The organism is Ruixingdingia sedimenti (genome assembly GCF_031432425.1).
In the GTDB taxonomy this organism is placed as follows: Bacteria; Pseudomonadota; Alphaproteobacteria; order Rhodobacterales; family Rhodobacteraceae; genus Ruixingdingia; species Ruixingdingia sedimenti.
The window spans coordinates 1-17991 of sequence record NZ_JAVKPH010000001.1; the positions used below are offsets into that span (position 1 = coordinate 1).

Below are 17991 nucleotides of genomic sequence, written 5' to 3' on the forward strand. Positions count from 1 at the left end.
CCCGAACTTCTGGACCAGATACCACCCGACCAGGAGATCGCCAGCGTCACGGCAGATGGTGCTTTCGACACCCGCAAATGCCACGACGCCATTGCGGCCCGTGGCGCCGCCGCGATCATTCCGCCCCGCAAGAACGCCAAACCCTGGAAACCCGACAGCCCTGGAGCGGTCGCCCGCAACGAAATCCTGCGCACATCGAAGCGCGTCGGCAGAACCATCTGGCGACGATGGAGCGGGTATCACCGCCGAAGCCGCGCAGAAACCAAGATGCACTGCGTCAAGCTGCTGGGCCAGCGCCTCTCCGCCCGCGAGTTCGACCGTCAGGTCGCGGAGTTCCAGGTGCGTGTCGCCGTCTTGAACGGCTTCACCGCACTCGGAACGCCCATCACGGAAGTCACAGGATAAGTCTGTCCGGGGAAAGGGGAACTCCGGCCCTCAGCCGATTTGTGCAACAGAGCCTCGCGGATGAACTCATTCACGGCAGCTTCGACAAAACGCGTTTCACCGGTTGCGAGTGACTTTTTCAGGGCAGCGAGGCGCCTTGATCGCAGATTTGCGTCGTCTGTCCGGGCGCGCGCCTTCAATTCGAAGTCGGTATAGACGTTGAATGCGCTGGTCAGTCGGGTGTCGGCATCCACTTCGCCCGCTTCGATGCGCTCGAAGACTTTCTCGCGCTCCTGCTCGATTTCTTCTGGCGTAGGCATGGCTGCGCGTCGCGCAGCGTCATCTGCCAAGGTCTTGGTGTATTGCTCCCAGACCGCATTCTCGGTGTCTGCTTCGGTCAGGGTCCGAAGAACAGGGTCTGGCGTGGGATGGGCGGTTTCGTCGGAGATGAGCGTCGTGGCGTCATGACGTGCATCTACCGTGGTCGTCGACCGTGCGTAGTCCAGTTTGGCTTGTAGACGGGCGACCGCAGCAGCGTGATTTCGGTCGGCTATCCGAAGGTCACCGCCCAGCGGTTCGATCAGCTCGGTCTTGTTGCCGAACAGCGGTCGGAGCTTGACCGGGATCGCGATCCGCGCCCAGAATCGACCGTCCTTCTCTTTCCAGTGACGCCGCTTCGCTGCCATCGCACAACCCAATTCTGGCACCTGTTCTGGCACTAGAAATGGCACCAAGCACTTGAAGGCAAGGGGTCTTTTTTAGATCAAGGGGTTAGGATGGTGCTGTGAGAGAGGATTGAACTCTCGACCTCTCCCTTACCAAGACTGTGGTTCACACGGTTTTCCTGAGAAAACAGCCGATTTTGCTTGTGATCAAACCGTCCATGTTCCCGGTGTGTTCATGGGTTTCCGTGCGGTTTCTGTGCGGGGGATCTGGGCATGATGGGGCCGGAAATGGAAAGCCCCGCTGCCGTTGGCGCGGCACACGGGGCGAATAGCGAAGCGGTCCAGCTTGCTTCGCAGATCATCGCAGATTTCACGGGCGAAGTCCATTCCGCCGATCACCTGGTTGATCTGATCTCGCTGGCTCAGGACGCCATCGAAAGCAACCGACCCACCGAACAGAGCCTGGCAGAGGCGCGGTCCTATCTGATCGAGGCGCTGGACCTGATCGAGGGGGCGGCGCAATGAACGCGGCTCTCAAAAAGCACCTGTCGGACCTGCAAACGAAAGCCCTGCAAGCCACCTGCCTGTCGGAAGCCCTGAACGCGGTGATCGACTACCGGGAACACCATGACATTGCGGTGGCTCTGCTTGAGAAGATCCATGCCCTTGCGGACGATCTGAACAACGGCCTCGACAGCATGAGCCTTTCGCGGGCGGTCGAGGGCTGACAGCGTGAATATTCCGGCAGGCCGTAAAAGCGGCGCCGGGGAATTTACGGCCTGCCCGAAAACTTCCCGGCCCCGCGGCTACATCGAGCATTACAACCCCCAGGCCAAGACGCGCGAGCTTCTGGCGCAGGCTCAGGCCGTGCTGGACGAATACCGCCAATACTGGCCCCTGACCTGCCGCCAGATATTCTATCGGCTGGTCGGTGCGCATGGCTATGACAAGACGGAGGCGGCCTATGGTCGCCTCTGCCACCACCTTGCCAATGCCCGCCGGGCGCGGTTGATCCCGTTCGCTGCGATCCGCGACGATGGCGTGACCACCTATCGCAGGGACCATTTCGACGACAAGGATGCCTTCCTGCGGCACGTCCGGCGTCTCGGGCAGAACTACACCCGCAACAAGCTGGCCGATCAGGAACACCATATCGAGGTGTGGTGCGAGGCGGCGGGGATGTTGCCTCAACTCGACGATGTGGCCGAGCCTTATTCGGTGAAGGTCTATTCCTCGGGTGGCTTCGACAGCCTGACCGCCAAGAAGGACTTGGCCGACCGCATTTGCCGGATCGAGAAACCGACCGTCATTCTGCACCTGGGTGATTACGACCCGAGCGGCGAATCCATCTTCGACAGCGTGGCCGAGGACGTGGCCGCATTTGTCGATGCCGACCGCAGGCACGGGCTTATCACTGTCCAATTCGAGCGGGTGGCGCTGACCTCGGCGCAGGTGCGGCAATTCGATCTGCCTACCGCGCCGCCGAAGGCTACGGATAGCCGATCAAAGACGTGGACCGGCGGCACCTGCCAGCTTGAGGCGCTACCCCCGAACATCATTGCCGACATTCTTCGCGAGGCAATCGAACGGCACATCGACTTCATTCAATACGGTGTCGATCAAGCCAGCGAAGAACGCGAGCGGGAAGAAATCCAGACCCTGCTTCTGGCCCCGCCCCGAGACTGACCAACCCCGCCCCCGTGCCTCGGGCGCGGTGCGGGGGCGTCAATCCATCGGAGCAGACCGGAGGCCGATCCGGGCATATCCCTTCACCCGCCCTAGCTTCTGACCGCTTGAGCGAAATCATCGGTGGTTTGCCCGGCACCTAAGCCAAGACGGGCGATGACGATCCGGGGACTTTTAACCCACCCCGTGCTGAACCGGCTCCTGCTAGGCCAGCACAGAAGCGCGACTATAAACCCACCGGAGGGATGCCAAGCCAAGGCGGCGCGGCGGATTCTACCGGGGACCGGAAACGGGGACGGCTCCCACGACCGGGCTGAGTGTAAAGCTCAGGGCGACGGCTTGGCCCCTTCCGGTGACTAGGGGCATCGCGTGGATACGGATCGCGGCAGCGCAGGGCTGTTCCTGAGGCCGGCTTACCCGGTCGCCTACCTTCCTGGGTAGTGGGGGCAGTAGCGGGTGGCCGGATTATGTCCAAACGCAATGAGGTAGAATAATACCCCATCATGTGATAGGAACAATGTATGAACCTGTCCGACCTTCTCACCGCCGCCAAGCTCCATGCCCGCGTCGATCACGACGAGGACGACCCCGACATGCTGCTGATGCTGGCCGCTGCGGCGGGTGATGTGGCCCATGCTGCGGAATACACCCTGCCCGCGCTGGCGGCTGATCTGCCTGCCGACCTCAAGCTGGCAATCATCGACCAGGCGGCAATGCTGTTCGATGCGCGGGCGCAGGACACCGAGCGCCCCGTGGGCCTGTCACTGGCTGCGGCCCGTATCGTGGCCCGGTATCGTGGGGTGCGGCTATGCCTGCCACCGCCTGCGGCCGAGTGAACCGCCCGAGGGGGCGACCCCGACATGATGGCCTGATGCCCGGATCTGCCGAGGCAAAGGCGGCTGATGCCCTGCGATCTGGTCCCAATGCCCCCAAGTCGGGCGGCCAAGGGACCGGCGGTCTGGATGTTCCTTTCTCTCTCCTGAAAAAAATCCGGGAAAAAATCCGGCTGACCGTGCGCTGGCTTTTCTGGGCCTGCTGCATGTGCCCGAGGGGCGCACCGCCGGGAAGCGCCTCAAGCTGGCCGAGTTCCAGCGGCAGTTCGTGCGCGGCTCTCTCGCCCCCGGCGTGATGGTCGGGGTTTTGTCAATCGGTCGCGGCAATGCAAAGACTGCGCTGGCGGCGGGCCTTGCCCTGGGCGAGCTGGTCGGCGCTCTCGAGGCAAAGCCTCAACCGAAACGGGAAATCCTGTTCGCGGCCCGGAACCGGGATCAGGCGCGGACGGCGTTCAACTTCCTTGTCGGCTATATCCAGGGGCTGCCCGAGGAAGATCAGGCGCTGTTCACGATCCGGCGCGGCTCCAAGCTCGAGGTTGAGTTCGAGGGCAACGGCGGCGGGCTGGCCCGTGTCATCGCGGCAGATGGCAAGTCCATTCTGGGCGGTGCCCCGACCTTGGCAATCCTTGACGAGCGGGCGGCATGGGTGGCCGAAAAGGGCGATGCGCTCGAGAACGCCATTCTGTCGGGCCTCGGCAAGCGTGACGGGCGGGCGCTGATTATCTCGACCTCTGCCCCTGACGATGCGAACACCTTCTCCCGCTGGCTGGATGAACCGCCGCCGGGCACCTACCGGCAGGAACACCGGCCCGCCTTCGGCCTGCCTGCCGACGATCTGGAAAGCCTGCTGCAAGCCAACCCCGGCGCGACCGAGGGCATCGGCTCGACCCCTGACTGGCTGGTGGCGCAGGCGCGGCGGGCGATTGCACGGGGCGGCTCTGCGCTCTCGAGCTTCCGCAACCTGAACCGCAACGAACGGGTTTCGACCGAGGACCGTTCCGTGCTGGTCACGGTTGACGAATGGCTGGCGGCAGAGGTTTCGCCCGACGATCTGCCCGAGCGTTCCGGCCCCTGCATCCTCGGCGTTGACCTCGGCGGCAGTCGCTCCATGTCGGCGGCGGCGTTCTACTGGCCCGACACCGGACGGCTGGAAGCCCTCGGCACCTTCCCGGCAACCCCTTCGCTGGCAGATCGCGGCGCGTCCGATGGCGTGAGCGACCGATATTGCCAGATGCAGGAACGGGGCGAACTGTCCGTCATGGGCGAGGCGACCGTGCCACCCGGCCCGTGGCTGGCGCAGATCGTGGCGCATCTGGACGGGATCGTGCCGGATTGCATCGTCGGCGACCGTTTCCGCCATGCCGAATTCACCGAGGCGATGCAGGCGGCAGGGCTTGGCCGTGTCCCGTTCATCTGGCGGGGGTTCGGCTGGAAGGACGGGGCCGAGGACATCGAGCGGTTCCGCCGGGCGCTGTTCGACGGGGAAGTGATCTGCACCCCGTCCATGCTTCTGCGCTCTGCCTTCTCGGATGCAATCACACTGGTTGACCCGGCAGGCAACCACAAGCTGGCGAAAGCCCGCTCTCTGGGCCGGATCGACGCGGCGGCGGCTTCGGTGCTGGCGGTGGCGCAGGGTGCCCGGATGAAGGCCGCACCAACCCGGAAAGCGAGGGCGCTATGGCTGTGAACCTTGACCGCCAGGTGCAGTTCCAGCGCCGTGTCGGCGTCAACGGCCCCTATGGCTATGAATACTCTTGGCATGACCACGGCGACCCGATCCGGGCGGCGCGGCATGACGTTTCGGACAATGAGCGGGCTGTGGCCGGGTGGATCGAATCCACGCTGGTTTCGCGCTTCACCGTCCGATCTTCGGCCTTCACCCGCGACCTGACCCCGATTGACCAGTTCACCCATGACGGCCTGACCTGGGACATTCAGGGCATCAAAGAGGCCTGGCTTGGCCGGTTCCGGTTCCTCGAGATAACGGCGAGGGCGCGGACCGATGGCTAAGGACCGGCGCGAATATGCGCGGCACTCCAAGCGCGTGACCTCGACCGCCCGCTGGCAGGTGCTGCGGCACGCGATCCTCGAGCGTGACGGCTGGACATGCTCCTGCGGCTGCGGCGAGCGGCGGCGGCTCGAGGTGGACCACATTCTGCCCGTCAGGACGCACCCCGAGCTGGCCTATGACCCGGCCAATCTCCAGGCGCTGGCACCCGCCTGTCACACGAAAAAGACCCGCCTCGAGTGCGGACACAAAGAGAAATCACCCGAGCGCAAGGCTTGGGCCGATGCCGTTGCCGATCTGGCTGCGGACCCTGCAACCCCGGCGATGGAGTAAATCATGCTGGATTCTGTGAAGATTGCCAAACGGCAAAGCGAAATCCGCCAAGCTCTTGCGGCTCTGGCGAACAAGGAAGCCCCGACCGAGGATGAGGTGCGCCAGATGGGCGACCTTGACCGCGAGTATGGCACCAACGAAACCCGGTATAGGGCGGCGCTGGTGGCCGAGGATGGTGAACGCCGCGAGGCTGGCCGCGATCTGGAAACCCGCTCCGACCGCCAATTCGCTGATCTGGTGGCCGGGTTCGAGCTGCGGCAAGCGGTTCTGGCTCTGGACGAGGGCCGGGCGCTCTCGGGCCGCACGGCGGAAGTGGTGCAAGAGCTGCGCAATTCCGGCGGCTATCGCGGCATCCCCGTGCCCCTGATGGCGCTGGAACAACGGGCGGGCGAAACCGTTGCGGCCGGCACCCCCGACCCGCTGCAAACCCGGCCGATCATCGACCGGCTGTTCCCCGGCTCTGTCGCGGCGCAGATGGGTGCGCAGATGATCCAGATCGGCACCGGCGCGATTGAATGGCCGGTGACGACCAGTGCCGTGACCGCAGGCTGGGCGAACGGCGAACTGGCGGCTGTCGCTGGCCCGACCGCCTACGCCACAACCGACAAGGCGCTGAAACCGGAACAGCATCTGGGCATCACCATGCGGATCAGCCGCAAGGCCATGCTGCAATCCGGCGAGGCGCTGGAACAGGCGATCCGGCGCGACATGTCCGGCACGATGGCAGCCGAACTGGACAAGGCGATTTTCCTTGGCACAGGACTGCTGGGCCAGCCGCTGGGCGTCATTCCCGGCGTTGCGACCTACGGTATCACCTCGACCGATGCGGCGGGCATGGCATCCTGGGCGGCCCTGCGGGCGGCCGTGGTGCGGTTCATGGGCGCGAACGCGGCGGCCGGTCCTGGCGCGGTCAAGGCGCTGGTGCGGCCGGAACTGTGGGGCTTCCTGGATGGCGTGGAAGCCTTCGCGGGTTCGGGCGTCACGGAATGGGATCGCCTGTCGGCGCAGCTGGGCGGCATCGTCCAGACGACCAACGCACTTGCGGCACCGAGCGGCACCGCCCCGGCACCGCTGGAAACCCAAGTCCTGCTGACGACCAACGCGGGCGGCGTGGCCCCGATCTTCGTGGGCCTTTGGGGTGCGGTGGACCTGATCCGCGACCCGTATTCCGATGCCACCTCGGGCGGTCTGCGCCTGACCGCCTTGACCACCGCTGACGTGACCGTTGCGCGCGGCGCACAGCTCGAGCTTGTCACCGGGCTTGAGCTGGCCCTGCCCGAGGAAGAGGAAAGCTGATGCTCTGGGGCGGTAATCTCGGCGCTTTGGAGATCCGGGCAGAAGGCGGGGAAACCCGCCTGACCGCCCGTTTCCCTTATGGTGCGCAAACTGAGCTGGCACCGGGGCGGCACGAGGTTATCGCCCCTCGGGCCTTCGCTGGCCGGATCGAGGCGGGCGAGGACATTCACCTGCTGGCCGGGCATGACTATGAAAAGCCTCTCGCCTCACGGGCGGCGGGCACCCTCAAAATAGAGGACACCCCCGAAGGCGTCACGCTCGAGGCGCGGATTGCGGGCGGCACGTCATGGGCGCGAGACTTCCTTGCGGCCCATGCAAGCGGGTTGATCCGTGGGTTGTCGCCGGGGTTCCGCGTCCAGCCGGGCGGCGAGCGGATCGAGACGCGGGGCGATGGCCTCTTGCGCACCGTGACGCGGGCGCAGGTGTTCGAGTTCTCGGCGGTGACGGTTCCGGCCTATCCCTCGGCGCAGATCGAGGCGCGGGCATGGGAAACGCATCAGGACCGGCAACCCGTGCGGGGTGCGGTTCACCCCCTCAATCGGTGGAGGGCCTGACATGGGGTTCATGGACCTTTTCCGGCGCAAGCCTGTCGAAACCCGCTCGAGCGGCACCGGCTACACGGCGCAGATCATCGCGGCCCGCTCTGCCTTCCTGACCGGATCGGCGGGCCTTGGCGAGCTGACCGCCGCTGTCCAGTCCTGCGTGATGCTCTGGGAAGGCGGGCTTGCCCTGGCTGATGTGCGGGGCACCGATCTGTTGACCCGCCGCACCTTGGCAATCACCGCCCGCTCTCTGGCGCTCCGGGGCGAGGCGGTGTTCCTGATCCGCGACCGGCTTATCCCGGCGACCGATTGGGACTTGACCACGGCTGACGGGGTGCCCCGGTCCTACCGGCTGCAAATCCCCGAGGTGGGCGGCCCGCGCTCTGAAATCGCGCTGGCGGGCGAGGTGCTGCATTTCAGGATCGGTTCCGATGCTGTCACCCCTTGGGCGGGCACCGCTCCCTTGCGGCGGGCGACCCTCTCGGCGCAGCTCATGGCCGAGATTGAAACCGCCCTGCGTGACGTGTTCCGCGATGCCCCGCTAGGCTCTCAAATCGTGCCCATGCCCGAAGGCTCTGCCGACGACATGGAAGCCCTGCGGCAAGGGTTCCGGGGCAAGAGGGGCGCGGCGCTTGTCGTGGAAGGGGTGGCACAGGCCACGGCGGCGGGCCTCAACCCGTCTCTTGGCAAATCCCCCGATCAGCTTTCCCCGGACCTGTCGCGGACGCTGGCGGGCGAGCTGCTGCGCGATGCCAAGGGTTCGATCTTCCTCGCCTTCGGGGTGCTGCCCGGCCTGCAAAACGCGGCGACGACCGGCCCCCTTGTGCGCGAGGCGCAACGGCATCTGGCGCAACTGATCCTGCAACCCATTGCCGGGCTGATGGCCGAGGAAGCGACCGAGAAACTTGGCGGCAAGATCACCCTGGACGTGGTGCGGCCCATGCAGGCGTTTGACCACGGCGGCAAGGCGCGGGCCTTTGGCGCGATGTTGCAAGCCATGGCGCAGGCCAAAGAGGCCGGGCTTGACGACGCGACCGTCAAGGACGCCCTGCAATTCATTGATTGGGCCGACTGACGAGATAGGGCCGGGATGCGCCCTGCGGTTTGTATCCGCCGCAAAGCATCTGGGATTAGACGGCGAGTGCCCGGTTCATGGGACCGAAAACCCCGTCAAGGCGCGGCCTGCCAAAGGCGCGGCGCAGGCTGTCACGCTTGGACGAGCGGGGGCAGACCAACCGGACCCCGCGTCAGGGGACCAGAGGCCGGGGCGCAGGACGCGGCGTTCCCGGCCTTACGCCCGGTAAAACTCGCTGACACCTTGTTCGTTTATCAGCCACTTGCCGGACTCGTAGAACGCCCGGCGAGCTTGACCCGAGGCGTTGGAATACCAGTTCCCGCCTGAAATCCAGAAAAGCCGCTTTCCGTCTTTGTAGGCGTTATCACCCACTCGATAGAAAGCGGCGTGGCCCGCCTTGTCATAGAACCAGATTGTTTCGGTCATTTCGCTTTCGTCGACAGAAGGGATCAGTTGAATTGTCCGACCCAGTTTTCCGGCACTTCCTCGATCAGATAGAACACGAAGATGTCGTTTGGATCGAAGCGGATCGTCCGATCAACCACCTTATAGTAATGGGTTTCATAGTCGGTGGAGGTCGAAAGCCTTGTGGTCGAGCAGATCGTGTCTCCTATGACAACGCCCGGAAGGACGGTCGAGCCTTCTATGTCAAATTCGCCCATGTGGGCCGGATCGTAGGCTCCGCCGGGGTTCTTCAGGTAGAACCTTGCATTGTAAATCGTCGGGGTGTCGGTCATGGCCGCCTCACTCGGATACATTCGTCCGATAATACGCGGTGCGGGGCCGGTCTGGCAATCAGAAGCAAGTCCTTAATCGACCGTCACACTATCGCCCGGCTGCCACTTCATCGGGTAAAAGACGATCCGCCCATCCCATGAGATCTTGAGCGTCCAAGGGTGTTTAACTTGGGCAAGTTTCTCATTGATCTGTTCTATATATGCGAGGTCTTCCGGTTCTGCGCTGGAAAGGCTGGCCAGAAATGCCGAAAGATTGTTGAGATCAATCGTTGGCGCCGGAAACACTTCCTCAAGAACCGACACGATCAGCGAGTTGAGACTTTTGTTTGATTGCTCAGCCGCAGCCTGAACACGCGCCTTCAGCTCAGCCGGCATCCTCACCCCAAAGGGCGCTATGTCGCGAGTGAGAGGTGCAGAATCGTCATCGGCCATGACTTCACCGTGTAGCGGCGAAGATGCTTGCGAGCAATGGTTACATCGTGTAGCATGGCTTCATCGTGTAGCGTAAGGTCAGATTGATGCGCCAGATTCCCCCCTTCGGGCTTCGGATGCCCGACGACCTGAAAGACCAGATCAAGCAAGCGGCGGCTCAAGAGGGCCGTTCGATGAATGCGCAGATCGTCCAGCACCTGCGGGCGATCTATCAGCCGACCGAGCGTCAAGAGGCTGCGGCCTGATGGCGGGTGCGCTTCCCTCGCTGTTGACCTTGGCCGAGGCGGCGGCACGGCTGCACGACAAGGTGACAGTCTCCGCGCTGCGCAAGGCGCGGGATGCCGGGCAACTGCGGACCCGGCGTATTGGCAAGCGCGATTTCACCACCGAAGCGGCTCTAGCGGAGTTTCTCCAATGCCAAGACCAAGGAAGCCCGCGCGTCTCTACTTCCGCAAGGATGAACAGCAATGGATCATCCGAGACGGCGAAACCAACCGGCGGACAGGCTTTGGCCTTGGCGAGCGTGAGGCGGCTGAAACAGCACTCGCAGAATACCTTGCCAGCCGAAAGCCGGAAGCCCGGCGCGGTCCTGCCCATGCGGGGGAACTGACCGTGGGCGAGGTGCTGGCGAGATATGCCGACGACAAGGGCGCGGCGATGGCGTCGGCGGGGACGCTGGCCTATTCCATTCAGGCGCTGGCCCCGTTCTGGGCCGATCTGACCTGTGATGCCGTCAAAGGCTCGACCTGTCGATTGTATGAGCGCGAGCGGGCCAAGCCCCGCACGGTGACGACCACGACCAAGACCGGGCGGACGATTCGCCGGGAACTGGTCGCTGGCCCTGCCACGGTGCGGCGCGAGTTGGGCGTGTTGCAGGCGGCTATGAACCATGCCCATGCCGAGGGCCTGTTGATGCATCCCATTGCCGTGGTGCTGCCAGAGGCGAGCGTGTCCCGTGACCGCTGGCTGACCCGCCCCGAGGCGGCGGCGCTGCTGCACCATGCCGAGCCTCATGTGCGGCGGTTCATTCTGCTGTCGCTCTACACCGGGCGGCGGGCGAGTGCGGTTCTGGAACTGATCTGGACGCGCGTTGACCTAGAGGCGGGGACGATCCGCTTTCGCGAGGAAGGCCAGACCGAGAACAAGAAGCGGCGCGGGCGCATCCGTGTTCCCCGCCAGCTTCTGGGGCACCTGCGGCGCTGGAATGAGGCGCGGCAGACGCATGTGGTGATGTTCAGAGGCAAGCCCGTGGACAGCATCAAGACCGGCATCCGGCGCGCTGCCGACCGGGCGGGCATCGAGGGCGTTACGCCCCATGTCCTGAAACACACCGCTATCACCTGGGCCATCATGCGCGGTCTGGGTGTGGAAGATGCTGCGGAATACTTCGACACATCGCCTGAAACGATCCGCAAGCATTACTGGCACCATAGCCCACACCATCAGGAGCGGGCGCTGAGTGTCATCGAGAACCGCAGATAACTGTGCGGATAACTGTGCGCAAGGAGGCACAAGAATGGCTAACACATTGAAAAAATGGTGCTGTGAGAGAGGATTGAACTCTCGACCTCTCCCTTACCAAGGGAGTGCTCTACCACTGAGCTACCACAGCCAAGGCCGCTGCACCCGCACCGCTGCGGCCCAAGGCCGTCCGGCGGTGCGCCTGCGCGCCGATGGGCCGGGGGATAGCCGCATTCCCCGGCGCTTGCAAGCCCCTTTGCGCAGGCCCCCGCGCGCTATCTGGACCCGGGCCCTGCGGCGTTGTAGAGAAACCGCATGACGCGCAAATCCTCTTCCGACGGTTCCGCTGCCGACAGCCGCCAGGCGCGGCTCGAATCGGCGCTGCGGGCGAATCTGGCGCGGCGCAAGGCGCAGAGCCGGGCACGGGCGGAACCCCCTGCCCCGGCCGAGGATGCCGGGCAAACGGACGACAAGGCCCCGCGCGGCGAGGGCTGAACGGCGGCACAGAACAGGCATCCGGCAGGCAGCCGGGGCGAAAGGCGGGCACGGGCATGGATGCGATTCTGGTCAGGGGCGGCGCGGAGCTCAACGGCGAAATCCCGATCGCGGGGGCGAAGAACGCCTGCCTCACGCTGATGCCGGCGACGCTCTTGTCGGACGAACCGCTGACGCTGACCAATGCGCCGCGGCTGTCGGACATCCGCACCATGACGCAGCTGCTGCAATCGCTCGGGGCCGAGGTGTCGGCGTTGCAGGACGGGCGGGTGCTGGCGCTGTCGTCGCATGACGTGGGCAACCTGCGGGCGGATTACGACATCGTGCGCAAGATGCGCGCCTCGATCCTTGTCCTCGGCCCGCTGCTGGCGCGGTTCGGGCGGGCCGAAGTGTCGCTGCCCGGCGGCTGCGCGATCGGGGCGCGGCCCGTCGACCTGCACCTGATGGCGATGGAGGCGATGGGCGCCGCGATCGACCTGCGCGAAGGGTACGTGCATGCCGAGGCGCCCAGGGGCGGGTTGCGCGGCGCGGTGGTGGAATTTCCCTTCGTCTCGGTCGGCGCCACGGAAAACGCGCTGATGGCCGCGGTTCTGGCCCGCGGCACAACGGAACTGCGCAATGCCGCGCGCGAGCCCGAGATCGTGGACCTCGCCCGCTGCCTGCGCCGCATGGGTGCGCGGATCGAGGGCGAGGGCACATCGACCATCACCATCGAGGGGGTGGAAACGCTGTCCGGCGCGACCCATGCCGTGGTGACGGACCGGATCGAACTGGGCACCTACATGCTGGTCCCCGCGATCACGGGGGGCACGGTCGAATGCCTCGGCGGGCGGCTGGAACTGGTCGCGGCCTTTGCCGAAAAGCTGGACGCGGCCGGGATCGCGGTCGAGGAAACGCCGCGCGGCCTGCGCGTGTCGCGCAGGAACGGGCGGGCGCGGGCGGTGGATGTGGTGACGGAACCCTTCCCGGGCTTTCCCACCGACCTGCAGGCGCAGATGATGGCGCTGCTCGCCACCGCCGAGGGGGTGAGCGTGCTGGAGGAGAAGATCTTCGAGAACCGCTTCATGCATGCGCCGGAACTGATGCGCATGGGCGCGCGGATCGACGTGCATGGCGGGACGGCGCGGGTGACGGGGGTGGACCGGCTGAAGGGCGCGCCGGTGATGGCGACCGACCTGCGGGCGAGCGTGTCGCTGATCCTCGCCGGGCTCGCGGCGGAGGGCGAGACGCTGGTGCGCCGGGTCTATCACCTCGACCGCGGCTATGAGAAGGTGGAGGAGAAGCTGCGCGCCTGCGGGGCGTCGGTGGAACGGGTGAAGGACGCATGACGGGCAGGAACGCGCAGACCGGGGACGCACGGTTCGAGGACGCGGACGAGGGGCCGCTCTACCTCGGTGCCGGGGATGCCGAGGATCTGGGCGTGATCTCGGCGCTGGTGCAGGACGCGGTGTTCACCTGCGCCGACGTGGCCTGGCAACCGCGCGCGCGCCGCTTCGCGCTGCTGCTCAACCGGTTCCGGTGGGAGGACCGCGCGGCGGCCCAGGCTGCGGGGCGGCCTTATGAACGGGTGCGCGCGGTGCTGGATGTGGCGGGCGTGCTGGCCGTGCGTTCGCAGGGGTTCGACCGCAGGGACCGCGATCTGGTGCTGTCGCTGCTGTCGCTGGAATGGCATCCGGGCGAGGATGCGGCGGGGCGGCTGGTGCTGGTGCTCGCCGGCGACGGCGCGCTGGCGCTGGAGGTCGAGGCGCTGGACGTGACGTTGCGCGACGTGACGCGGCCCTATCGCGCGCCCTCGGGCAAGGCCCCGGACCACGCGTAAGGGGCCTCTCCCGCCATTCGTTGACGCGCCTTGCGGCGCATCGCCTCAAGGTTGGGCCGGGCCGCGCTTGCGCGCGGCGGGTCACGCGGGCCGCGCCGACGCGCGGCAGGGGCGCTGCCCCTCTTGGCCTGCGGCCAATTCACCCCGGGATATTTGGGGACAGAAAGTGAAGAGGCGCACGTCTACCCGGCCTTTGCGCAAGCGCAGAGCGCAGGAGCCTCCGGCGGGGATATTTGGGTCACGGTGAAAGGCCCGGGGCGCTTTCACAAGAAACCCCGCCCCTCATCTTTCACCGCGATCCAGATATTCCCGCGGGGGCGCCGGCGCGGGCTGTGAAACCCCGCCGCCATCCCCGCCGTGCTTGAGCATGGCGCCCCTTCCGGCTAAGCAGCGCCATACCGCGACAGAGGACCGCCCGATGCCCCAGTTCCTGAACAGCGCCGATCCCGGGTTCGAGGCCGCCTTCGCCGCCCTTCTGGGGATGAAGCGCGAGGACAGCCCCGATGTCGATGCCGCCGTCGCCGCGATCATCGCCGATGTCCGCGCGCGCGGCGATGCGGCGGTGCTGGAACTGACGGCGCGGTTCGACCGGCTGGAGCTGACCGCCGGCCGGCTGGCCTTCACCCCCGGGGAAATCGAGGCCGAATGCGCCAGGGTGTCGCCCGAGGACCGCGCGGCGCTGGAACTGGCGGCCGAGCGCATCCGCGCCTATCACCTGCGCCAGATGCCGCAGGACGAGCAATGGACCGACGCCACGGGCGCGATGCTCGGCTGGCGGTGGACGGCGGTGTCGGCGGCGGGGCTCTATGTGCCGGGGGGGCTGGCGTCCTACCCGTCCTCGGTGCTGATGAACGCGATCCCGGCGCGGGTGGCGGGGGTGGAGCGGCTGGTGATCGCCTGCCCGACGCCGGACGGCACGGTCAATCCGCTGGTGCTGCTGGCGGCGCGGATCGCGGGCGTGGATACCGTCTATCGCATGGGCGGCGCGCAGGCCATCGCCGCACTGGCCTACGGCACCGCCACCGTGGCGCCGGTGGACAAGATCACCGGCCCGGGCAACGCCTATGTGGCGGCGGCGAAGCGGCGGGTCTTCGGCAAGGTCGGCATCGACATGATCGCGGGCCCGTCCGAGATCCTCGTCATCGCCGATGCCGCGAACGACCCCGACTGGATCGCGCTCGACCTGCTGAGCCAGGCCGAACATGACGAAAGCGCGCAGTCGATCCTGATCACCGACGATGCCGCCTTCGGGCAGGCGGTGGCGGCGGCGGTGGAAAAGCGGCTGGAGTCGCTGGAACGGCGCGCCATCGCCGGGGCGAGCTGGCGCGATTATGGCGCCGTCATCACCACCCGCGACCTGGCCGAGGCGGCCGCGCTGTCGAACCGCATCGCGCCCGAACACCTGGAATTGTGCGTGGCCGACCCCGAGGCGCTGGCCGCCCGCATCACCCATGCCGGGGCCATCTTCCTCGGCGCCTTCACGCCCGAGGCGATCGGCGATTACGTCGGCGGGCCGAACCACGTCCTGCCCACCGCGCGGTCGGCCCGGTTTTCCTCCGGCCTGTCGGTGATGGATTTCCTCAAGCGCACCACCATCGCCCGCATGACGCCCGAATCGCTGGCCGCCATCGGGCCGGCGGCCGAACGGCTGGCGATCTCGGAAAGCCTTCAGGCGCACGGGCTGTCGGTGCGCGCGCGGCTCGACCGGCTGAACCGGGGCTGAGGTCAGCCCCGCTCGGCCAGCCGCTCCAGCGCCTCGGCGGTGCGCCGGGTGTTCTGGTAGATGCCGAGGCCCAGATACATCGCGCCGCCCAGGAACAGCACATAGATCGCCCCCGCGACCCAGATCGCGATGCCCTGCAGGAAACCGCCCTGCGGCGCGAACATGGTCATCAGCCCGCCGATCAGCACGCCGAGCGCCGCCACCACGATCACGACGCCCACGATCAGTTCGAACGACCGGATGAAGAAATCACGCATTCCGAAACTCCTTTGCCAATGGATGCCCCGAGGTTGCGCCAACCCGCCGCTTCGGGCAAGAGTTCTGCCGGCCTTGCCGCGCGATGCCGCCTGTGCCACCCCTTCGGGGCAGAGATCGGAAGGCAGCCCATGAACCGCATCTGTCAGATCGACATCGACGAAACCGGCCTCGCCGCGCCCACGCCCGAGATCGAGCAGGAACGCCGCGTCGCCATCTTCGACCTGCTGGAGGACAACAGCTTTGCCCTGCCCGCGCGCGAGGGGCGCGCGATCCCGCCCGGCCCCTACCGGCTGCGCCTGTCGATCCGCGAGGGGCGGCTGGTGTTCGACATCGACACCGAGGCGGGCAGCCGCGTGGCCGAATTCCACCTGAGCCTCGGCCCCTTCCGGCAGGCGGTGAAGGATTATTTCCAGATCTGCGAAAGCTATTTCGACGCGGTGAAACGCCTGCCGCCGAGCCAGATAGAGGCCATCGACATGGCCCGGCGCGGCATCCACAACGAGGGCGCGCGCATCCTGCTGGAACGGCTGGAGGGCAAGGCCGAAACCGACATCGACACCGCGCGGCGGCTGTTCACCCTGATCTGCGTGCTGCACTGGGGGTGATGGTGAACGGGGATTTTCCTTCCTCGGTGCTGTTCTGCTGCGATCACAACGCCGTCCGGTCGCCGATGGCCGAAGGGATGATGAAGAAGTTCTACGGCCAGCGCGCCTATGTCCAGTCCGCGGGTGTGCGCGGCGATCTGGAAATCGACGGCTTCGCCATCGCCGTCTGCCAGGAGATCGGGGTGGAACTGTCGCGCCACCGCGTGCGCAGCTTCGACGAGATGCGCGAATGGGGCGACGATCTGTCGGCCTTCGAGCTGATCGTGGCGCTGTCGCCCGCCAGCCAGCGCCAGGCACTGGAATTGACGCGCTATTATCACCTTCAGGTGGAATACTGGCCCATCCTCGACCCCACCGGCATCGGCGAGGGGCGCGAGGCCCGGCTGGCCGCCTATCGCCAGACACGCGACCAGATCCGCGACCGCATGACCGCGCGGTTCGGACCGGCCATCGAGGAGACCCCGGCATGAGCCGCGAGACGATCGAACGCTACTACGCCGCCTTCAACGCCGGCGACGGCGCGGGCATGCTCGCCTGCGTGACCGACGACATCGAACACCGCGTGAACGAGGGCGACATCCGCCGCGGCAAGGCGCTGTTCGCCGAATTCTGCGCCCATATGGGCACCAGCTACCGCGAGGAACTGCGCGACATGGTGATCTTCGTCACCCCCGACGGGACGCGCGGCGCGGCCGAATTCACCGTCCACGGCACCTATCTGCAAACCGACCCCGGCCTGCCAGAGGCGCGCGGGCAAGGCTATGTGCTGCCGGCGGGCGCGTTCTTCGACCTGAAGGGCGGGCTGATTGCGCGGGTGACGACCTTCTACAACCTCGCCGACTGGATGCGGCAGGTCTCGGGATGACGGTCAGCGTCCGGGCGCTGACCGGGGCGGCGCTGGATGCCGCGCTCGACGATGTGGCGCGGCTGCGCATCGCGGTGTTCCGCGCCTTTCCCTATCTCTACGACGGCGATCTGGATTACGAACGCCGCTACATCGCCACCTACCGCGACAGCCCCGGCGCGGTGGTGGCGGGCGCCTTCGACGGCGCGCGGCTGGTGGGGGCCGCGACCGGCACGCCGATGACCGACCATGTCGCCGAATTCGCCGCCGCCCTTGCGGGGACGGGCCTCGACCTGTCCGCCATGTTCTATTGCGCGGAATCGGTGCTGCTGCCCGGCTATCGCGGGCAAGGCATCGGCCACCGCTTCTTCGACCTGCGCGAGGATCATGCCCGCGCCCAAGGCGCGACCCACAGCGCCTTCTGCGCCGTGATCCGCCCCGCAGACCACCCCGCCCGGCCTGCGGACTACCGCCCGCTCGACCCGTTCTGGCGCGGCCGCGGCTATGCCCCCCTGCCCGGCGCGGTGGCGCATTTCCGCTGGCGCGACGTGGGGGATACGGCAGAGACGGAAAAGCCGTTGCAGTTCTGGCTGCGGGATCTGCGGGGATAACCCGCAGGCGTTGCGCAAGCGTTCAGGACCGCGCCGGGGGCCAGCCCCCGGGACCCCCGGGATATTTAGGGACAGAAAGTGAAGAAAGGCCGAGCAAAGAACTGCCCTTCTCCACTTTCTGTCTGAAAATATCCCACGGGGGTGCGGGGGTGTGAAACCCCCGCCGCCGCCCTTTCCACCCGCG

General features: G+C 66.4%; 26 protein-coding genes and 1 tRNA gene. 21 read left to right on the forward strand and 6 right to left on the reverse strand.

The genetic code is table 11. From position 1 onward, the window contains the following. The coding region (locus tag RGD00_RS00005) for an IS5 family transposase (RefSeq protein WP_310454996.1) at positions 1 to 405 on the forward strand (405 nt) is incomplete at its 5' end. On the opposite strand, the gene RGD00_RS00010 is transcribed toward RGD00_RS00005, so the two are convergent. Beyond that, the gene (locus RGD00_RS00010) at positions 321 to 1070 is read right to left on the reverse strand and encodes a hypothetical protein (RefSeq protein WP_310454997.1); all 750 of its coding nucleotides are present in this window, start codon (positions 1068 to 1070) and stop codon (positions 321 to 323) included. The two genes, RGD00_RS00005 and RGD00_RS00010, sit on opposite strands and share 85 nt — an antisense overlap. A 252-nt stretch (positions 1071 to 1322) precedes the next feature. Here RGD00_RS00010 and RGD00_RS00015 point away from each other — a divergent pair, with 252 nt between their 5' ends. The 10 genes from RGD00_RS00015 (at position 1323) to RGD00_RS00060 (ending at position 8822) form a co-directional block, all read left to right on the forward strand. After that, a complete protein-coding gene (locus RGD00_RS00015; RefSeq protein ID WP_310454999.1) occupies positions 1323 to 1574 on the forward strand; it encodes a hypothetical protein in 252 nt (83 codons plus the stop codon). Beyond that, entirely contained in the window at positions 1571 to 1777 is a 207-nt protein-coding gene (locus RGD00_RS00020; protein ID WP_310455000.1) for a hypothetical protein, read from the forward strand. The genes RGD00_RS00015 and RGD00_RS00020 overlap by 4 nt, the downstream gene beginning before the upstream one ends. Positions 1778 to 1781: 4 nt before the next feature. Continuing rightward, positions 1782 to 2735: a hypothetical protein gene (locus RGD00_RS00025; protein WP_310455001.1), complete on the forward strand. Its 954-nt coding sequence runs from the start codon at positions 1782 to 1784 to the stop codon at positions 2733 to 2735. 521 nt (positions 2736 to 3256) lie between these two features. Further along, positions 3257 to 3571 (forward strand): head-tail connector protein, encoded by a 315-nt coding sequence (locus RGD00_RS00030; protein ID WP_310455002.1) that lies wholly within the window; start codon positions 3257 to 3259, stop codon positions 3569 to 3571. A gap of 205 nt (positions 3572 to 3776) precedes the next feature. Next, on the forward strand, positions 3777 to 5255 hold the full coding sequence (locus RGD00_RS00035) for a terminase large subunit domain-containing protein (protein WP_310455003.1): 1479 nt from the start codon (positions 3777 to 3779) through the stop codon (positions 5253 to 5255). Further along, a complete protein-coding gene (locus RGD00_RS00040; protein WP_310455005.1) occupies positions 5246 to 5578 on the forward strand; it encodes a head-tail adaptor protein in 333 nt (110 codons plus the stop codon). Before RGD00_RS00035 ends, RGD00_RS00040 begins: the two co-directional genes overlap by 10 nt. Beyond that, positions 5571 to 5909, forward strand: coding sequence for an HNH endonuclease (locus RGD00_RS00045; protein ID WP_310455006.1), 339 nt, complete (start codon positions 5571 to 5573; stop codon positions 5907 to 5909). The genes RGD00_RS00040 and RGD00_RS00045 overlap by 8 nt, the downstream gene beginning before the upstream one ends. Before the next feature lie 3 nt (positions 5910 to 5912). After that, positions 5913 to 7205: a phage major capsid protein gene (locus RGD00_RS00050; protein WP_310455008.1), complete on the forward strand. Its 1293-nt coding sequence runs from the start codon at positions 5913 to 5915 to the stop codon at positions 7203 to 7205. Beyond that, a complete protein-coding gene (locus RGD00_RS00055) occupies positions 7205 to 7759 on the forward strand; it encodes an HK97 family phage prohead protease (RefSeq protein ID WP_310455009.1) in 555 nt (184 codons plus the stop codon). Before RGD00_RS00050 ends, RGD00_RS00055 begins: the two co-directional genes overlap by 1 nt. Before the next feature lies 1 nt (position 7760). Continuing rightward, entirely contained in the window at positions 7761 to 8822 is a 1062-nt protein-coding gene (locus tag RGD00_RS00060) for a phage portal family protein (protein WP_310455010.1), read from the forward strand. 216 nt (positions 8823 to 9038) lie between these two features. Here the strand turns inward: RGD00_RS00060 and RGD00_RS00065 are convergent, their stop codons facing one another. The 3 genes from RGD00_RS00065 to RGD00_RS00075 all read right to left on the reverse strand — a co-directional run bounded on the left by RGD00_RS00065 (position 9039) and on the right by RGD00_RS00075 (position 9991). After that, the gene (locus RGD00_RS00065; RefSeq protein WP_310455011.1) at positions 9039 to 9248 is read right to left on the reverse strand and encodes a hypothetical protein; all 210 of its coding nucleotides are present in this window, start codon (positions 9246 to 9248) and stop codon (positions 9039 to 9041) included. Positions 9249 to 9271: 23 nt separating this feature from the next. After that, the gene (locus RGD00_RS00070) at positions 9272 to 9559 is read right to left on the reverse strand and encodes a hypothetical protein (protein WP_310455012.1); all 288 of its coding nucleotides are present in this window, start codon (positions 9557 to 9559) and stop codon (positions 9272 to 9274) included. Between the two features lie 72 nt (positions 9560 to 9631). Further along, entirely contained in the window at positions 9632 to 9991 is a 360-nt protein-coding gene (locus RGD00_RS00075) for an Arc family DNA-binding protein (RefSeq protein ID WP_310455013.1), read from the reverse strand. A gap of 86 nt (positions 9992 to 10077) precedes the next feature. On the opposite strand from RGD00_RS00075, the gene RGD00_RS00080 reads away from it, so the two are divergent. Beyond that, complete coding sequence (locus RGD00_RS00080; RefSeq protein WP_310455015.1) at positions 10078 to 10236, forward strand: Arc family DNA-binding protein; 159 nt, start codon at positions 10078 to 10080, stop codon at positions 10234 to 10236. 169 nt (positions 10237 to 10405) lie between these two features. Further along, on the forward strand, positions 10406 to 11473 hold the full coding sequence (locus RGD00_RS00085; RefSeq protein WP_310455016.1) for a site-specific integrase: 1068 nt from the start codon (positions 10406 to 10408) through the stop codon (positions 11471 to 11473). Between the two features lie 55 nt (positions 11474 to 11528). On the opposite strand, the gene RGD00_RS00090 is transcribed toward RGD00_RS00085, so the two are convergent. Then, a tRNA-Thr gene (locus RGD00_RS00090) sits at positions 11529 to 11603 on the reverse strand. 164 nt (positions 11604 to 11767) lie between these two features. On the opposite strand from RGD00_RS00090, the gene RGD00_RS00095 reads away from it, so the two are divergent. From RGD00_RS00095 to hisD, 4 genes are all read left to right on the forward strand, one after another. Then, a complete protein-coding gene (locus tag RGD00_RS00095) occupies positions 11768 to 11947 on the forward strand; it encodes a hypothetical protein (protein ID WP_310455017.1) in 180 nt (59 codons plus the stop codon). Between the two features lie 56 nt (positions 11948 to 12003). Beyond that, a complete protein-coding gene (gene murA, locus RGD00_RS00100) occupies positions 12004 to 13275 on the forward strand; it encodes a UDP-N-acetylglucosamine 1-carboxyvinyltransferase (protein WP_310455018.1) in 1272 nt (423 codons plus the stop codon). Beyond that, positions 13272 to 13766, forward strand: coding sequence for a DUF2948 family protein (locus RGD00_RS00105; protein WP_310455020.1), 495 nt, complete (start codon positions 13272 to 13274; stop codon positions 13764 to 13766). Before murA ends, RGD00_RS00105 begins: the two co-directional genes overlap by 4 nt. Before the next feature lie 418 nt (positions 13767 to 14184). Continuing rightward, positions 14185 to 15489: a histidinol dehydrogenase gene (gene hisD, locus RGD00_RS00110; protein WP_310455021.1), complete on the forward strand. Its 1305-nt coding sequence runs from the start codon at positions 14185 to 14187 to the stop codon at positions 15487 to 15489. A gap of 2 nt (positions 15490 to 15491) precedes the next feature. Here hisD and RGD00_RS00115 read toward each other — a convergent pair whose 3' ends face one another. Next, entirely contained in the window at positions 15492 to 15746 is a 255-nt protein-coding gene (locus RGD00_RS00115; RefSeq protein WP_310455022.1) for a hypothetical protein, read from the reverse strand. A 129-nt stretch (positions 15747 to 15875) separates the two neighbouring features. On the opposite strand from RGD00_RS00115, the gene RGD00_RS00120 reads away from it, so the two are divergent. From RGD00_RS00120 to RGD00_RS00135, 4 genes are read left to right on the forward strand one after another with little or no spacing between them, the layout of a single operon-like run. After that, positions 15876 to 16352, forward strand: a complete 477-nt coding sequence (locus tag RGD00_RS00120) for a UPF0262 family protein (protein ID WP_310455023.1) — start codon at positions 15876 to 15878, stop codon at positions 16350 to 16352. Further along, positions 16352 to 16822 (forward strand): arsenate-mycothiol transferase ArsC, encoded by a 471-nt coding sequence (locus RGD00_RS00125; protein ID WP_310455024.1) that lies wholly within the window; start codon positions 16352 to 16354, stop codon positions 16820 to 16822. The genes RGD00_RS00120 and RGD00_RS00125 overlap by 1 nt, the downstream gene beginning before the upstream one ends. Beyond that, positions 16819 to 17217, forward strand: a complete 399-nt coding sequence (locus RGD00_RS00130; RefSeq protein WP_310455025.1) for a ketosteroid isomerase-related protein — start codon at positions 16819 to 16821, stop codon at positions 17215 to 17217. Before RGD00_RS00125 ends, RGD00_RS00130 begins: the two co-directional genes overlap by 4 nt. Continuing rightward, positions 17214 to 17807, forward strand: a complete 594-nt coding sequence (locus RGD00_RS00135; protein WP_310455026.1) for a GNAT family N-acetyltransferase — start codon at positions 17214 to 17216, stop codon at positions 17805 to 17807. Before RGD00_RS00130 ends, RGD00_RS00135 begins: the two co-directional genes overlap by 4 nt. Positions 17808 to 17991: the final 184 nt, after the last annotated feature.

Excerpts from the sequence above, each read along its gene's own strand:
- RGD00_RS00010 (WP_310454997.1), bottom strand. The coding sequence starts at position 1,070 with ATGGCAGCGAAGCGGCGTCACTGGAAAGAGAAGGACGGTCGATTCTGG.
- RGD00_RS00015 (WP_310454999.1), top strand. The coding sequence starts at position 1,323 with ATGATGGGGCCGGAAATGGAAAGCCCCGCTGCCGTTGGCGCGGCACAC.
- RGD00_RS00020 (WP_310455000.1), top strand. The coding sequence starts at position 1,571 with ATGAACGCGGCTCTCAAAAAGCACCTGTCGGACCTGCAAACGAAAGCC.
- RGD00_RS00030 (WP_310455002.1), top strand. The coding sequence starts at position 3,257 with ATGAACCTGTCCGACCTTCTCACCGCCGCCAAGCTCCATGCCCGCGTC.
- RGD00_RS00040 (WP_310455005.1), top strand. The coding sequence starts at position 5,246 with ATGGCTGTGAACCTTGACCGCCAGGTGCAGTTCCAGCGCCGTGTCGGC.
- RGD00_RS00045 (WP_310455006.1), top strand. The coding sequence starts at position 5,571 with ATGGCTAAGGACCGGCGCGAATATGCGCGGCACTCCAAGCGCGTGACC.
- RGD00_RS00050 (WP_310455008.1), top strand. The coding sequence starts at position 5,913 with ATGCTGGATTCTGTGAAGATTGCCAAACGGCAAAGCGAAATCCGCCAA.
- RGD00_RS00055 (WP_310455009.1), top strand. The coding sequence starts at position 7,205 with ATGCTCTGGGGCGGTAATCTCGGCGCTTTGGAGATCCGGGCAGAAGGC.
- RGD00_RS00060 (WP_310455010.1), top strand. The coding sequence starts at position 7,761 with ATGGGGTTCATGGACCTTTTCCGGCGCAAGCCTGTCGAAACCCGCTCG.
- RGD00_RS00065 (WP_310455011.1), bottom strand. The coding sequence starts at position 9,248 with ATGACCGAAACAATCTGGTTCTATGACAAGGCGGGCCACGCCGCTTTC.
- RGD00_RS00070 (WP_310455012.1), bottom strand. The coding sequence starts at position 9,559 with ATGACCGACACCCCGACGATTTACAATGCAAGGTTCTACCTGAAGAAC.
- RGD00_RS00075 (WP_310455013.1), bottom strand. The coding sequence starts at position 9,991 with ATGGCCGATGACGATTCTGCACCTCTCACTCGCGACATAGCGCCCTTT.
- RGD00_RS00080 (WP_310455015.1), top strand. The coding sequence starts at position 10,078 with ATGCGCCAGATTCCCCCCTTCGGGCTTCGGATGCCCGACGACCTGAAA.
- RGD00_RS00085 (WP_310455016.1), top strand. The coding sequence starts at position 10,406 with ATGCCAAGACCAAGGAAGCCCGCGCGTCTCTACTTCCGCAAGGATGAA.
- RGD00_RS00095 (WP_310455017.1), top strand. The coding sequence starts at position 11,768 with ATGACGCGCAAATCCTCTTCCGACGGTTCCGCTGCCGACAGCCGCCAG.
- murA (WP_310455018.1), top strand. The coding sequence starts at position 12,004 with ATGGATGCGATTCTGGTCAGGGGCGGCGCGGAGCTCAACGGCGAAATC.
- RGD00_RS00105 (WP_310455020.1), top strand. The coding sequence starts at position 13,272 with ATGACGGGCAGGAACGCGCAGACCGGGGACGCACGGTTCGAGGACGCG.
- hisD (WP_310455021.1), top strand. The coding sequence starts at position 14,185 with ATGCCCCAGTTCCTGAACAGCGCCGATCCCGGGTTCGAGGCCGCCTTC.
- RGD00_RS00115 (WP_310455022.1), bottom strand. The coding sequence starts at position 15,746 with ATGCGTGATTTCTTCATCCGGTCGTTCGAACTGATCGTGGGCGTCGTG.
- RGD00_RS00120 (WP_310455023.1), top strand. The coding sequence starts at position 15,876 with ATGAACCGCATCTGTCAGATCGACATCGACGAAACCGGCCTCGCCGCG.
- RGD00_RS00125 (WP_310455024.1), top strand. The coding sequence starts at position 16,352 with ATGGTGAACGGGGATTTTCCTTCCTCGGTGCTGTTCTGCTGCGATCAC.
- RGD00_RS00130 (WP_310455025.1), top strand. The coding sequence starts at position 16,819 with ATGAGCCGCGAGACGATCGAACGCTACTACGCCGCCTTCAACGCCGGC.
- RGD00_RS00135 (WP_310455026.1), top strand. The coding sequence starts at position 17,214 with ATGACGGTCAGCGTCCGGGCGCTGACCGGGGCGGCGCTGGATGCCGCG.